The organism is Clostridium sp. CF012, from assembly GCF_018861755.1.
Lineage (GTDB): Bacteria > Bacillota > Clostridia > Clostridiales > Clostridiaceae > Clostridium_AD.
On sequence record NZ_JAHLEF010000002.1, the window covers coordinates 246,265 to 261,690 of the forward strand.

Here is a 15,426-nt window from a genome sequence, read left to right on the forward strand (position 1 = left end):
TGTTAACCGTCCCCGGGCTTTTGGTTTAAAAGATTCTATAGATTTGAGTGGTACAAAAACAAATGATTATAGCTATGACTGTGGGCATTAGTATAGACAGCAATGTCCATTTTATACTGCCTGTTTCTTTTTTGATAGTCCATACTGTTGTAGCACAAGGGAAATGCAGTAGTGAAAATAACATGGTATTTATTAGCGTTAAGTAAGTCCAACCATTATTGAGCAGAATTTCTCGAAGCTGACTTATGCTTTCAAACTGAAGCATAGACCCTTTTGATAGGTATGCCATTAAAAGAATAGGAAGGACGATTTCGTTTGCTGGAAAACCTAAAATAAAAGCTATTAAGATAAACCCGTCGAGTCCTATCATTTTGGCAAAAGGGTTTATAAAATTTGCTGCATGAGCTAGTATGCTTATATCTCCTATTATTATATTTCCAAGAATATAGGTTATAGCTCCAGCAGGCACTGCTACAGTTATGGCTCTACCTAGTACAAACATTGTTCTATCAATTATAGATGTATATAGTACTCGACCAAGTTGAGGTTTTCTATAGGGTGGCAGCTCTAGGGTAAAGCTTGAGGGCATGCCTTTTAATATTGTTTTTGATAGTACGTAGGAGGATAGTAGGGTAATTCCTATCCCTATAAGTACTAAAATTACTACCATTAATGCAGCTATAATAGAGCTGGTAACTGAGGAAAAACTCACGCCTACAAAAACCATTGATAGAGCTATCAAAGTGGGGAATCTTCCATTGCAGGGTACAAAATTGTTGGTTACAATTGCTATGAGTCTCTCTCTTGGAGATTCTATTATTCTACATGCTATGACACCTGCGGCATTACAACCAAAGCCCATACACATGGTTAGTGCTTGTTTCCCATGACAGCAAGCTTTTTTAAAAACATGATCTAAATTAAAGCATATTCTAGGCAGATATCCGCCATCCTCTAGGAGTGTAAATATAGGAAAGAATATCGCCATAGGTGGAAGCATTACAGCTACTACCCAGGCAAAAGTCCTATATACTCCTAATACTAAAAGGTTATTTAGCCAAAGTGGGACATTTATATAGATAAAGAATAAACCAAGCTTTGCCTCTATCCAAAATAAGAATTTTGCTATAAGTTGCGAAGGGTAATTTGCTCCTTGAATTGTAAGCCAAAACACCACCGCGAGTAGTAGTATCATGATAGGGATACCAGTTTTTTTAGAGGTGACTATGTCATCAATTTTTTGCCCCGATAACAATCTTTCAGTGTCCCTCGTAACAGTTTTTCTAGTTATGTCCTCTGCAGTTTTATAAATAGTGGACACAATGGTGTCTCTTATTTTTTCATTGTTTTTAGCTCTAAAAACTTTGGTTTCTTCTAAAATTGCCTTTATATTTATGTCTTTCTTTAAGTTCAATATTTACACCTTCCTATTAATTGCTGGTGTAGGCACCCTTTAAAAATAATTAGTCAGTATGCTAATCTATTTTTTTAAGATGCCTAGGTCATAATCCAGATATTTACTTATAGAATTCAAAAGGGATTCATCTCCATCCAAAAGTCTTAGTGCAAGCCAATTAGTATTAATTTTATCCATAAAAATTGAATTGAGCATTGGGGTGAGCTTCTGAATCTCCGCTGTAATGCTCTTAGGATATTGAATTTGTACTGGGCAGGTATGAATTTTATTAGTGCATAAATCATATATGTTGTCTTTCAAAATATGCATTCCTATATTACTTCTAGCAGTAGTTGGTACAACTGGAATACCTAATTCCTTTGATAAGGCCTCAATATTTATTCTTATATTTTTACTTTTAGCCTCATCCATGAGGTTTATGCAAGCTACTACATTACCCGTAATCTCCATTACCTGCAAAAGCAAGTTCAAATTTCTCTCAATACAGGTGGCATCCAAAACCACCACTGTTACATCTGGCTTTCCAAAACATATAAAGTCTCTAGCTACTATTTCTTCTACAGAACTTGCGAGAAGAGAATAAGTGCCTGGTAAATCCACAATAATAAAGTCTGTTTCTCTATGACTATATTTCCCTTGAGAGTTTACTACAGTTTTACCTGGCCAATTTCCTGTATGTTGATGAAGTCCTGTTAGTGCATTGAACACCGTACTTTTGCCTGTATTAGGATTTCCTGCAAGTGCAATTACGTAATCCTCTTCCTTTAATTTTTCTACATTAAATAGATCCTTTAACCCTTGCTTGGTGCTGGAACTGTGAGTTAGCCCCATATTTCTTCCCCTTTTCTATTGCTATTTGCATCCTTTTACTTTACAGATTGCCATGTCAGAGTTGCTTCTATATGTGTCTTACCATAATATTCTTTGCTTCTTCCTCTCTTAGTGCAATACAAGTGTCTCTTATAAGGTAGGCAGTAGGATCTCCAAAGGGACTTTGTCTAAGCACATGGATAATAGTATTTGGTACTATCCCTAAATCCAGCATTCGTTGTCTTGATAAGCCTATTGAACATAATTCTACCACTTGGACCTTTTTGCCTACGGCAATTTCTGTTAGTTTTATTGATGTATTTTCCATTTTATCACCTCTTCGCTAAGTTAAGGTATTTAGGCACATGATAATAACTAAGATGCCAAAGGCGATAGTATATTTATTGGAATGTGCCTTTGCATTATATTATGAATTTAAAGTTGAAATCGTCACTGAAAATAAAAAAAGTATAACCCATGTAAAATTAATTTTACGTGGGTTATACTTTTCTTATATGCCAAAATATATTCTGGCATACATGCTTTAAATATTTTAAATCTCATAATTACTCTAGAGTACTTGTCCCTTATTATTCTTGGGCTTCATATACAAGCTTAGACACTTGTGCGATAACTTCATTTGCTTCGGTCAGGTTCTGTGTGAAAACTACAAGAATATATGGATTTTCCTTATTTACAATGGCAATATCGTTTACACATTCGCCATAGTCGCCTATTTTATGAGCTACAATTGCCTTAGGAATATACTTATCTATCCTATCATGATACTCTGTTTTTTTCATGGTTTCAATCATAGCACTGTAGTATTTATTTTTATCAAGATTTAAATATAATTTTTCTAAGATTTTAAAAGAATCCTTTGGTGTAGTATTATTTCCACTATGTACTATAGGATGTGCAACGATTTTTTCGATATAATCATATTTATTTTCATTACCTACTTTTCTTAAAATCATATTTATAGCTATATTGTCCGAATACCTAATCGAATAGTCACTTAAGGTCTTGAGTGCAATAGGTTTACTTAAATCCGTTTCTTGAAGTATTCCTGCACCTTCTTCGAAATCGCCTTCTTTAAATAATAATTTTTCGTTTATATCAATTTTTTGTTCCTGAACCATATCATACATAAGCATGTTTATAGGTACTTTTATTGTACTAGCCGCTACGAACTGTTTGTCCTGATTTATTTCAATAAATTTTTTAGAATTTATATCATAGTAAACTAAACCAACTTTGTTTATATTTTCTCCTAAAAAAGTTTTAATCTCTTTTTCTAAGTTGTCTAACTGAGCTTGTTTCACAGCATTTTCTGCTACTTTACTTAGCTTGTGCTCTAATTCCTGTTTATACACTAGATCTTCATAGTCCATTTTAGATATGGCTTTGGATATTCCATAATTATTACTTTTATTATAAGTGGAAATATAATCAAACGTAGCAATATTTTCTCTAGCTACTATGGGCTGTTTACTTATACTTAATGTTGCAAAGAATGCCATTATTATTGTTAATGAAATGAAAAATTCCTTACCTTTCATCTAACCATTCCCCCTTGTCCATCTATGATAGGGATATCAATTATAAATCTTATCCCCTTAAAATCCTCTTACTATTAAAGCATATTTTTTCTATGCAATTATAATGACAATTTTACAAAAAATTTATAAATTTCCTTTCTAATAACTCCATTATACCTCAACTTTCGTCAAAACATTATATTTTTTTATTTTTCAATGAGAATAGTGACGGGATAGTGGGGACGGTTAATAACTGTTTAAATAATTAAATTATGCATAAGAATGTGAATATCATCTCGATCCATAGGCAATAATTTTAAAAAAAGCTTAGGAGTAGGGGTTGATTTTTTATGGCAAGAAAGGCAAGATTAAAGGCACCTGATGCTATATTTCATATTATGTGCAAAAGTATCAGCGAGGTAGATTTATTCAGGGATTCTGAAGATAAGGAAAAGTATTTATCACTTGTGAAGAAGTATAAAAAGCTCTATAATGTTAAAATTTACGGGTATTGCCTTATGGATAACCATGCACATTTATTGGTCGATGCTAATGGTGCAGATATATCAAAAGTCATGCACGGAATAAATTTTTCTTACGCAATGTACTTTAATAAAAAACATGAAAGAGATGGACATCTTTTTAAAGATAGATTCAAGAGTATAATAGTTGATAATGGCCAATACTTGAAGACTGTCTCCTTATATATACATAATAATCCTACAGATATAGGAGAATTTAAAGGTTGTCCTGAGAAATATGCTTTTTCTAGTTTAGGAATATATATTGGTAAAAGACGTGACCATTTCAACATAGTTGATTATGGATTTGTCTTGGGCTTTTTTGGCAATGACCTTGGCACTGCAAGGAAAAACTACTATAGTCTTGTTTTTGGATGCAACGATGAAAAATTAAAAGAAGAGATCGAATTTAAAGATGAAAAAACAGAATATAGAAGTGGAAGAAATGTACTTTTCAGATATTTCACGCCTGAAGATATAATAGATTTCATAACCTCAAAGATGAATGTATCAAAGCTTCTTCTTAATGTTAAGTATAGTAGAAAGCTTGTACATGCAAAAGCATTAACAATTGTTCTAATGAGGAGCCTTGGTAATTTAAAGTCCAGTGATATATCCATCATTCTTGGAAATATTACGCAGGCTAGAGTGTCTCAATTAACTGTCATAGGCATTGAATTAATTAGTACTGACGAAAAATATGAAAGTATTATCGGAGATTTTATTAAATGTTATACTTAGCAAATACTCATATACAGGTGCTTTATTATCTCTTTCATTATTAGCCTTGATACCTAATCTAAAGCTAATAATTAAATTTCATTTTAAATATTTACCCAAAAGATATATTCACTGTTCTGTTGTATTAACTACAAAAAATCTGAAAATAGTTGATACTTATTTTTAATATATTAAAATTGGACAATCATCTAAAATAAAGAAATATACGCATATATCCTAAAAGTAATTAAAACAAGCCGTTAATAAATGTATTTAAAAATTAAAAGGTAGAAGTTTTTCTTAAAAAACTTCTACCTTTTAAGGAATAGGCTAACTAATTGTTTCCGTCCCCCACTATTTAGCCCATTCTTTTATTAATTTATTAATCTAATTGTTAACCGTCCCTGTTCCTGTTAATTTATTAATCTAATTGTTAACCGTCCCTGTTCCTGTTCGTCCCTGTTTGTCAGTGTCCACTTGTCAGTCCAAGTGACTAACCCCTTTTAAAATAAACAATAACCACGCTACCCTTCCCTTCTTCACTTTTCACCTCTATGCTTGCTTTGTGAAGGATCAATATATTCTTTACTATGGTGAGCCCTATTCCTGTGCCTGCTGTTTCATGTCTACTTTTGTCTCCTCTATATAACCTCTCGAATATATAAGGTAGATCTTCCTTACTAATTCCAATGCCTGTATCTTTTATTTTTAATATTACTTTTTCATCTGCTTCTTTTAACGTAATATTTACTTTACCATTCTCTTTAGTAAACTTAACCGCATTTGAAAGTATATTAATAATTACTTGTTTTATTTTATCTGTATCCCCTAAAATATTGAATTGTTTGCTTATATCACATTCTAATGTCATTTTAAGATTCTTATTTTCTGCTACTAGTTCAAATTCATTTACAACTGAGGATAAAATATCCTTCAGTGAAATCTTCTCCATACTTAAACTGGTTTCTTCACTTTCAATTTCCTTTAGTCCATTTAAATTATCTATAAGTTTTCCAAACCTAATAACTTCTTCATTAAGATAAGATAGTCTCTCATTGTCCACTGGAAAAATACCATCGATCATTGCTTCAAAATTATTTTGGAGAATGTTAAGAGGCGTCCTAATTTCATGTGATATATCTGATATCAATCTTTTTCTAAGAACATCCTGATGTTGAAGCTTGTCTCCAAGTGTATTTATGCTATTTCTCAAATCCTCAAGTTCTAAAATATTGCTCTTATCCTGTGATCTTTCATCATAATTACCATTTGAAAGGTGAACTGATATCTTTGAAACTTGCCTAAGAGGATTAGAAAATTGCTTTGAAATAAATAAACTAATTAATATTGTTATTAAAATTGAAAGTAGAACACTTAAAATAATGCTCTTATTTATTGAGACCTTGAAATCTACATCTTCTTTGGATAATAGTACTGGTGCGTATTGTCCTATTTCTATATACCCTACAATTTTGCCCCCAGATTTTATATCGAAGGTGCTTGTATTATAAACTCCTCCATCTTTAACTTGCATATTGACATTCATGTTGTTAACAATTTCATTAGGATTCATTCCCCAAAGCACTTTGTTATTTACATCTTTAAGTGTAAGGCAATAGTTGCTCATATAAGCTTCATGGGAAATTTCTATTCCGGAAGTTTCCGACCACTTACCATTTTTCTTATATACATCTTCTAAATATGTAACTATTCTAGTATTCCTCTTATTCTGTATTTCCAATAAGTACTTGTTAAAGGTTGTTGATATTGTTATATTTACCAATAGCGTGGATATAAAAAGCGCCAATATAGCAGTACATACTAAAATAATACTTAATCTTTTTCTTATGCTTTGCATAAATTATTCACCACCAAATTTATAACCAATTCTAGTTACGGTTACTATATATTTAGGATTCCTGCTGTCCTCTTCTATCTTTTTACGTATGTTTTTAATATGTACATCTATTGTTCTATCAAACCCTTGAAAATCTATCCCCATAATTCTCTCAATGAGCTGCTCTCTGCTAAATACTTTGCCCCCATTAGATGAGAGAATATTTACTATGTCAAATTCATTTGGTGTAAGAGATATCTCCGCCCCGCGTACCTTAACTATTCTTTTTTCATAATTAATTTCCAAATCGCCATTATTATAAACTCTTGTTTCAGATTCATGTATATTAAGTCTTCTAAATAGCGCATTTACTCTTGCCGTTAGTTCTCGTGGGCTAAAAGGCTTAACTAAATACTCGTCTGCCCCAAGGTTTAATCCTTCTATCCTGTTTTCTAAAGTACTCTTTGCAGTAAGCATAAATATGTGAACCTGGGAAATTTTTCTTATAATACTGCACACTTCTTCCCCAGATATGTCTGGTAGCATTAAGTCTAATATAACTAAGCTGAATGGTATTTTCTCGAAAAGCCTTATGCCATCCATACCCTTTGTGGTGCAATAAACATTATACCCTGCTTTTTCGAGATATGCCTTCTGTATTTCCGAAACCTTTTCTTCATCCTCAATAATTAATATATTATCCATGTCAAATCACTCCTCTTTAAAATCCAATTTACAAATATTAATGAATATAGAAGCAATTAATTGTTAACCGTCCCCCACTATTTTTGATTTGTTTAATCATTTGTTAACCGTCCCCCATTATTTTGCACTATTCCCCTAAGATTTAGCATAGAATATAAATATATACTTTTTCCATCTAAATGCGCTACATTTTAAGGAGTTGATCCGATGAAAGTTAAATTTTGTAAGCATAATCAATGGAACGATACTGTTATTACTATGATAACTGAAACTCATCCAAATATAAAGATATCCATGAAAAAATGTTTTGGAAAGTGTCATAAATGTAAGTCACATCCTGTAGCTATGGTTAACAAGGAACTATTAGTGGGTAGTGATGAAGAAAATTTGTATGATATTATAATCAGCAAATTATTAATCCCTTAGACGCTTAAAAATAAATAACAAGTCAATATGCTAAGGCTAATGACTTGTTATTTATTTGAATGCCCGTCTGAGGGTATATTTTTTTGTTTTACTAGACTGGCAGTTACCTCACTCGTCTAGCTGTTATATAATCTGTTCTTGTCATAGGTGAAACTCTAACCACATCTCCGCTGCGAGGAGAATGAATATAATTATTATTCCCAGCATAAATTCCTGTATGCTGAGGATTATTGCCGCTTCCAAAAAACACTAAATCCCCCGGTTGAAGATTGTTTTTAGCTACCCGTATACCATCATTTATCTGATCAGATGTGGACCTTCCTACCGATATCCCAAAATGTCCATATACATATTGAGTAAATCCTGAGCAATCAAAGCCCGTAGAAGGTGATGTCCCAGCCCATAAATATGGTGTACCAAGAAAGTTAGAAGCATAGTCTATTATAGAATCTTTTGATAAATTAGTTGCTCCTCTTGAAGGCATAATTTTAGCCACTGATTTTTGCATTTCGCTTGGTTTTGTCGTGCTTTTATTTGATAATACTTGAGACTTACTTGTCCCATCTATAAGAAGATTCTCCTTGATATTTAGCTGGTTTATCAATTTTTTTTGTGATTCTTTAGCGAGGATTATCTTCTCTAACTTTAGATTGTTGTCTAACTGCAAATCTAGTAATTCAACCTTCGTATTATTTAAACAAATCTGGGTTTCATTTAATTTATCTTGGATGGCTTCAAACTCATTCATTATTTTTTCATCAAACTTTATTATTATTCTTATATTTTCTACTCTTGATATAAAATCTCCAAAACTCTCTGAATTTAGTAATATACTGGTATACCCCTCAAAGCCATTTATATACATGGTTCGCATTCTACTATCAAATAATTCTTGTTCCTTTTTTGCTTTATTTTCAACCATACTTATCTCTTCTGCTGCACTTTTAATTGCCTTCTCAGTTTGTAATATTTTAATTTTATTCTCCTCTGTTTTAGCCATATTTTTCTCAATTTCATTATCAAATTCTTCTATTTTTCTTTCAATTGCTTGACTTTCGGTTTGGATTTTAGTTAGTAAATCCTTCTGTGGTTGTAACTTAGCATTTGTCTCAGCCGCTAATGCAGTTATATTTAAAGTAAAAAATAAGGTTGTCACAATTGCCATATTTTTAAAAACATGCTTCATTTTACATCCCCCTCGTTGTTTAGGCTTTAATAATAAATCATACACAAAATGTATCAAAACCTTACGTAGTTTCTGTGAAGGTTTATTTTTTACTTAATTATACATTTATGTATTATTGTAGCATAAATATTTTCTATTGAACATACCTTATTAATATTTATTATTTTTTTTAGAAACAAAGAGCTGTGATTTTAAAAAATCACAGCTCTTTGTTTCTAATTATATGGTTGAATCCAATTTGTTTTTAAGAATTTTTCCTCAATTTCATCCGCTGGAAGAGGTTTGCTAAAATAATAGCCTTGAATCTGATTACAACCTATGCCTTGCAATAGTTTAATTTGTTCCTTTGTTTCTACTCCTTCGGCAATAACGTCTAAGTCAATTTTTTGTGCAAGTTGTATTATTCCATCTACTATGGCTTTTTCTCTTTCATTTGTAACAATATTATCGATAAAGGACTTATCTATTTTCAATGTATTTATAGGTAGCTGTTTTAAATAACTAAGAGAAGAATATCCTGTTCCAAAGTCATCTAAGGCAATGTTTATACCTAAGTCTCTGATTTCTGTAAGTAATTTAACACTCTTTTCAAAATTCTTCATGAGAATACTTTCTGTAATTTCCAGTTCCACAAATCTCGGATTCACTTCTGTTTCAGTTATAATCCTTTTTAGATTTTCTTCAAATTTGTCATTCTGAAGTTGAACTGCTGATAAGTTTATTGCAATAGTATCATATATATATCCTTTGCTTTTCCATAAATTACTTTGTAGGAAAGCAGTTTTTATAATCCAGTCACCCATAGGAATTATTAGTCCACTATTCTCTGCCACAGGTATAAACTCTGCGGGAGATATTCTTCCAAGCTCAGAATTGTTCCATCTTAAAAGTGCCTCAAACCCTTTTATTTTATTGTTTATAATGTCTATCTGTGGTTGATAATAAATTTCAAACTCATTATTTTGAAGTGCATTCCTTAAGCCTTTTTCTATTTCAACCCTTCTCACCACTATATCACTCATATTCTTATTAAAGAAAGAATATTTAGCTTTACCATTATATTTAGCACTGTACATTGCAGTGTCTGCATTTTTTAATAGTATATTAGTTTCGTTACCGTCATCCGGGAAAACAGTAATACCAATACTTGCTGAAGTATATACTTGTTTACCAGCTATACTTATTTCACAGTTTAGCACACCTAATATTTTTTCACATAGGTTGCTTATGATTGTGTAATCCTCAGTATTTTTCATTAAAATAAAAAATTCATCTCCGCCCACCCTTGCAACAAGATCCCCTTGTCTAATAGAGGCTTTTAGAGATATTGCAACCTCTTTCAGTAATTCATCTCCATAATCATGACCTAATGTATCATTAATCTCTTTAAAATTATCTAAATCAATAAACAATACAGCATGTTTAACGGTTTTATCCCTTCCATTAATAATCTCATTCCCCAGGGTATTAATAAATAGTCTTCTGTTAGGTATCTCTGTTAATATATCATAATACTTCAATTTATTAATTTTTTCTTCAAAATCCTTTTGTCCAGAAATATCTGTGACAGAGCCAGAAATTTTCGTTGCAATGCCCTTTTTATTTCTCAGGCACTTGCCTCTAATTAAAACCCATTTATCCCCTCCGCCGTTAAACATAATTTTAAGGCTGCTTTGATAATGTAATGTTTTACCACTAATGTGATCCTTAAAATCATTTACCGCAATTCTTCTATCTTCTTTTGAAACTAGCTTAAGCAAACCATTTAATGAGGTTATTGAATCTTTGTCATATCCCGTAATCTCACTAATTTTATCCGAAGAAAAAAATTCATTAGTTATAAGGTCAATTTCAAATATAGCGTCATTAGATCCTTCTAAAGCCAATTTATATCTTTCTTCACTTTTTTCAATTATTGCTTGTTTTTCATTCAATTCATCAAATTGTGCCCTTAGCTCCTCTTCTGCAGCTATTAATTGCACATAGGTAGCTTGAATTTCTTGATAATTCCCTTTTAATGTATGAGAATAAGAATTACTTTTCTTAGTAAATTCATTAATTAAAATATATATTATAAAAGACGATATTAAGACATATGCCCATCCTTTGATGGTTTGCACATGTACCATTAAAGATTTACTTTCAATAAGATAGTTTAAAATTCTATCTGAAAATAATATCCAAAGTCCACCAATTAAGGCATAAAACAAAGTTACTTTCAGTGGCATCCTTTTTAGTCCAGTATCATCTTGAAATAAACAATCAATATTAGGTACCTCATTATTCATCTTTAATTGTTTTTTTGCAATCTTATTTAAGTCAATTTTTTTTTCATTCACCTAGACTCCTCCTATTAACATTTACAGTGCAATTCAGCCCGTTTTATATTTTATTTTCACTTTAACATTATCCTTTATAATTATCGTCAAATTATGATTTTTATTAATAGTTTTCAACAATTTATATTTAATTTTTTTTAAAAAAATTAAGGTTTCTATAATTAATTGCAGGAAGTATAATTATACAATATAAACCATAAATTTGTATATACTTATATAATAGAATAATTTTCAATAAATTTCATCCTATATTTTAGCTAATATTGTTAAAATTTATGTTTGTAACCTTATCGTAATGTATTATAATATAATATATCGTATTATATTATATATCGGTAAATATTTAATAAAGGAGCTTATGAAATGAAAAAAAACAATGTACTTGCCACTATTCTTTTTATTATATTATTTTTAGGTTCAATATTTGTTTATTTTATAAATAATAGCAAAATTAAAGATACTACAATAGAAAATGATTATTTAAAAACCAAATTTCAGTCCCTAAAATCTGAAAATAAAAATTTAAAGGAAATTAATTATCAGCTCCTTAAAACAAATGCGAAGGTTGAAGAAAAAGTTAGTAAATTAAAAATTACTTTAAATTAATATAAGAAAATTAAAATAAATTAAAAAAGGAAGGTTGTACTATGAGAACTTCAAGAAAAAGGAAAAAGGGTTCAATATCACTTCTATTAGTAAAAGTTTTTATTCTTACTTTATTTATTTCTTCAATTGTGAAAGCAGCTGTTGGTGAAGCAACCGTTGTAAAAAGTGTAAATGAAAGTGCTTTATTACATAAAGAAATAAACCAAATGCATTCCCATAATGAGAAGTTAAGATCAGAAAATAAAAATCTTCAAAGCAGTATCAAAAAAAATGAAACTTCCTATAAACAAACTTCACAAAATGCAAAAATAGCTTATTTAACTTTTGATGATGGGCCATCAGCAAACACACTAGAGATATTAAAAATCCTAAAACAATATGACATAAAAGCTACTTTTTTTGTAAATGGTCACCCTAATTTAAGGTATTTATATAAGCAAATTTCTGATGATGGACATGCCTTGGCAAATCATACTTATAGTCATGATTATAAAAATGTTTATTCATCTGTGGAAAATTATAAAAGAGATACAAAAAAATTAGATGACTTTCTTACTGAAGTAACTGGCAAGGAATCTAATCATATTTTAAGATATCCGGGTGGATCTAATAATAATATCAGTTCTGATTACGGTGGTAAGGAAATAATGACTGCCATAATTAAAGAGATGAATGCATCAGGCTATAAATACTTTGATTGGAATGTTGATTCTAGCGATGCTTCCACCTATCGTCAAAACAAAAATATTATTGTACAAGCAGTTTTGAATCAAAGTAGTCAAATTAAGCACCCCATTATATTGATGCATGATTTAGAACCAAAGACTACTACTGTACAAGCCTTACCTGAAATCATTCAGGGTCTCAAAAATCAAGGATTTATCTTTGATGTACTTTCTAAGGATATTTATGCACCACAATTTAAAGTAGTAACATAAACGAATCATATAACATAGACTAATATTATTGTTACCTTGACATTCTTATTGTAAGTGCTATAATTACTCTTAATTAAATAATTTAATACTGCGAAGAGAAAAGTAAGCCATATACCGTTTACAGAGAGAGAATACATTAGCTGAAAGTGTTCTTAAATGGAAGTAGCTGAAGACTACCTCTGAGTGACTCCAATAAAGTCCGGTAATTCCGTTATAATTATAAAGTGGTTTATTTTTATAAACAATTTGGGTGGAACCGCGGGAAATTATAATCTCGTCCCTTTTCTATAGTTAGAATTGGGATGAGGTTTTTTTTGTTTTATAAAAAATAAAAAATATGTTTTTAAAAACTTGTGCATAATATTATGCTCTAGTTATTTTTTTAAGATACCTTGGAAGGTAAAAAAGAAAGGAGTAATATATATGATAAATATTAAATTAAAAGATGGTTCAATGAAAGCTTATGAATCTGGAATGACAGTAATCGAAATTGCGAGAGATATTAGCGAGGGACTTGCAAGAGTTGCTTGTGCTGGCATGGTCAATGGTAAAACTGTAGATTTACGTTTCGAAGTTACTGAGGACTCTGAACTTAGTATATTAACTTTTGATGATGAGGAAGGCAAAAGAGCCTTCAGACATAGTGCTACTCACATTTTAGCTCAAGCAGTAAAAAGATTATTTCCTAGTACAAAACTTGCCATAGGACCTGCTATAGATGGAGGTTTCTACTACGATTTTGATAAACAAGGTTCTTTCTCTGCTGAGGAAATTAAACAAATAGAAGAAGAAATGAAGAAAATTGTTAAAGAAGATTTACAAATAGAAAGATTTGAACTTTCAAGGGCTGAAGCCATAGCTTTAATGGAAGAAAAAGATGAAAATTTTAAAGTTCAATTAATCGAAGATCTACCAGTGGATGCAGTTTTATCCTTCTACAAACATGGAGAATTTACAGATCTTTGTGCAGGTCCACATTTAATGTCTACAAAGTATGTAAAAGCCTTTAAACTTACTCAAGTTGCAGGAGCATACTGGAGAGGTAGCGAAAAAAACAAAATGCTTAGTCGTATATACGGAACTGCCTTTACAAAAAAATCTGATTTAGATGCTCATATAGAAAGAGTGGAAGAAGCTAAAAAAAGAGACCATAACAAGCTTGGGCGTGAACTAAAATTCTTTACAACTTCTGATGTTATTGGTCAAGGTTTACCACTACTTATGCCTAATGGTGCAAGGGTAATCCAACTACTCGAACGTTTTGTTGAAGATGAAGAGCAAAAAAGAGGCTATGTTATAACTAAGACTCCTCTTTTGGCTAAGAGCGATTTATATAAAATGTCTGGTCACTGGGATCATTATAAAGACGGAATGTTTGTCCTTGGGGATGAATCTAAAGAAGAGGAAGTTATGGCACTTCGCCCAATGACTTGCCCATTCCAATTCACAATTTATAATGCTGATCAAAAGAGTTATCGTGACCTTCCAATTAGATATGCTGAAACTTCAACATTGTTTAGAAATGAGTCTTCAGGTGAAATGCATGGTCTTATCAGGGTACGACAATTTACTATATCTGAGGGTCATTTAATTGTTAGGCCTGATCAACTAGAACAAGAATTTAAGGATGTTGTAGCTTTAATTAACTATTTCATGGAAACATTAGGGCTCCAAGATGATATCACTTATAGATTCTCTAAAGGGGATCCAAATGACAAAGAAAAATATATCGACAACCCAGCAGCTTGGGCAGATACTGAATCTAAGATGAAGGATATACTAGACCACTTAGGAATAAACTATAAAACAGCTATTGGTGAAGCTGCTTTCTACGGCCCTAAGCTTGACCTTCAAATCAAAAATGTTCATGGTAAAGAAGATACTATAATTACTGTACAAATTGACTTCTCACTACCAGAAAGATTTGATATGTCTTATGTTGATAAAGATGGAGTTAAAAAACGTCCATATGTTATCCATAGAACTTCAATTGGTTGCTATGAGAGAACACTTGCCCTTTTAATAGAAAAATATGCAGGTGCTTTCCCAACTTGGCTTGCACCATTACAGGTTAAGGTATTACCTATTTCTGAAAAGTATCATGATTATGCAGATACGGTAGTAGCAAAGCTCAAAGCAGCGAACATCAGAGTAGAGGGAGACTTTAGAGCAGAAAAAATCGGATACAAAATCCGTGAAGCTCGTAATGAAAGAGCACCTTTCATGCTAATAGTTGGTGAAAAAGAAGCTGAATTAAATGAAGTTTCTGTTAGAAGTCGCAGAAATGATGATGAAGGTGCAATTGCACTAGATTCCTTTATTGCACGAATTAAAAATGAAATAGAAACTAGACTATTATAATAAAAACCGGTTCAGGAAT

At 31.2% G+C, this 15,426-nt stretch carries 11 protein-coding genes, 1 pseudogene and 1 other annotated feature; of the genes and pseudogenes, 5 read left to right on the top strand and 7 right to left on the bottom strand.

Annotated elements, in window-relative coordinates; genetic code table 11:
• Positions 1 to 25 precede the first annotated feature (25 nt).
• The 3 genes and pseudogenes from feoB to KPL50_RS03690 all read right to left on the bottom strand — a co-directional run bounded on the left by feoB (position 26) and on the right by KPL50_RS03690 (position 3,789).
• A pseudogene (gene feoB, locus KPL50_RS03680) lies at positions 26 to 2,248 on the bottom strand (ferrous iron transport protein B).
• 67 nt (positions 2,249 to 2,315) lie between these two features.
• Entirely contained in the window at positions 2,316 to 2,555 is a 240-nt protein-coding gene (locus KPL50_RS03685; protein WP_216297088.1) for a FeoA family protein, read from the bottom strand.
• A 262-nt stretch (positions 2,556 to 2,817) separates the two neighbouring features.
• Positions 2,818 to 3,789, bottom strand: coding sequence for a serine hydrolase (locus KPL50_RS03690; RefSeq protein ID WP_216297089.1), 972 nt, complete (start codon positions 3,787 to 3,789; stop codon positions 2,818 to 2,820).
• Between the two features lie 329 nt (positions 3,790 to 4,118).
• On the opposite strand from KPL50_RS03690, the gene KPL50_RS03695 reads away from it, so the two are divergent.
• Entirely contained in the window at positions 4,119 to 5,030 is a 912-nt protein-coding gene (locus KPL50_RS03695; RefSeq protein ID WP_216297090.1) for a transposase, read from the top strand.
• A 472-nt stretch (positions 5,031 to 5,502) separates the two neighbouring features.
• Here KPL50_RS03695 and KPL50_RS03700 read toward each other — a convergent pair whose 3' ends face one another.
• Together KPL50_RS03700 and KPL50_RS03705 are read right to left on the bottom strand one after the other, a co-directional pair.
• Positions 5,503 to 6,867 carry an ATP-binding protein gene (locus KPL50_RS03700; protein ID WP_216297091.1) on the bottom strand — a complete coding sequence of 455 codons (1,365 nt, stop codon included), beginning with the start codon at positions 6,865 to 6,867 and terminating at the stop codon, positions 5,503 to 5,505.
• Between the two features lie 3 nt (positions 6,868 to 6,870).
• Entirely contained in the window at positions 6,871 to 7,551 is a 681-nt protein-coding gene (locus tag KPL50_RS03705; RefSeq protein WP_216297092.1) for a response regulator transcription factor, read from the bottom strand.
• 207 nt (positions 7,552 to 7,758) lie between these two features.
• On the opposite strand from KPL50_RS03705, the gene KPL50_RS03710 reads away from it, so the two are divergent.
• Complete coding sequence (locus KPL50_RS03710) at positions 7,759 to 7,977, top strand: DUF1450 domain-containing protein (RefSeq protein ID WP_216297093.1); 219 nt, start codon at positions 7,759 to 7,761, stop codon at positions 7,975 to 7,977.
• A gap of 103 nt (positions 7,978 to 8,080) precedes the next feature.
• Here KPL50_RS03710 and KPL50_RS03715 read toward each other — a convergent pair whose 3' ends face one another.
• Together KPL50_RS03715 and KPL50_RS03720 are read right to left on the bottom strand one after the other, a co-directional pair.
• The gene (locus KPL50_RS03715) at positions 8,081 to 9,163 is read right to left on the bottom strand and encodes an NlpC/P60 family protein (RefSeq protein ID WP_216297094.1); all 1,083 of its coding nucleotides are present in this window, start codon (positions 9,161 to 9,163) and stop codon (positions 8,081 to 8,083) included.
• Between the two features lie 215 nt (positions 9,164 to 9,378).
• A complete protein-coding gene (locus tag KPL50_RS03720; RefSeq protein ID WP_216297095.1) occupies positions 9,379 to 11,502 on the bottom strand; it encodes a bifunctional diguanylate cyclase/phosphodiesterase in 2,124 nt (707 codons plus the stop codon).
• Between the two features lie 363 nt (positions 11,503 to 11,865).
• Between KPL50_RS03720 and KPL50_RS03725 the strand changes: the two genes are divergently transcribed.
• The 3 genes from KPL50_RS03725 to thrS all read left to right on the top strand — a co-directional run bounded on the left by KPL50_RS03725 (position 11,866) and on the right by thrS (position 15,407).
• Positions 11,866 to 12,108, top strand: coding sequence for a hypothetical protein (locus KPL50_RS03725; RefSeq protein ID WP_216297096.1), 243 nt, complete (start codon positions 11,866 to 11,868; stop codon positions 12,106 to 12,108).
• A 41-nt stretch (positions 12,109 to 12,149) separates the two neighbouring features.
• Positions 12,150 to 13,046, top strand: coding sequence for a polysaccharide deacetylase family protein (locus KPL50_RS03730; RefSeq protein WP_216297097.1), 897 nt, complete (start codon positions 12,150 to 12,152; stop codon positions 13,044 to 13,046).
• 81 nt (positions 13,047 to 13,127) lie between these two features.
• Positions 13,128 to 13,331, top strand: a binding site (T-box leader).
• Positions 13,332 to 13,469: 138 nt separating this feature from the next.
• Entirely contained in the window at positions 13,470 to 15,407 is a 1,938-nt protein-coding gene (gene thrS / locus KPL50_RS03735) for a threonine--tRNA ligase (protein ID WP_216297098.1), read from the top strand.
• The last annotated feature ends 19 nt before the right edge of the window (positions 15,408 to 15,426 follow it).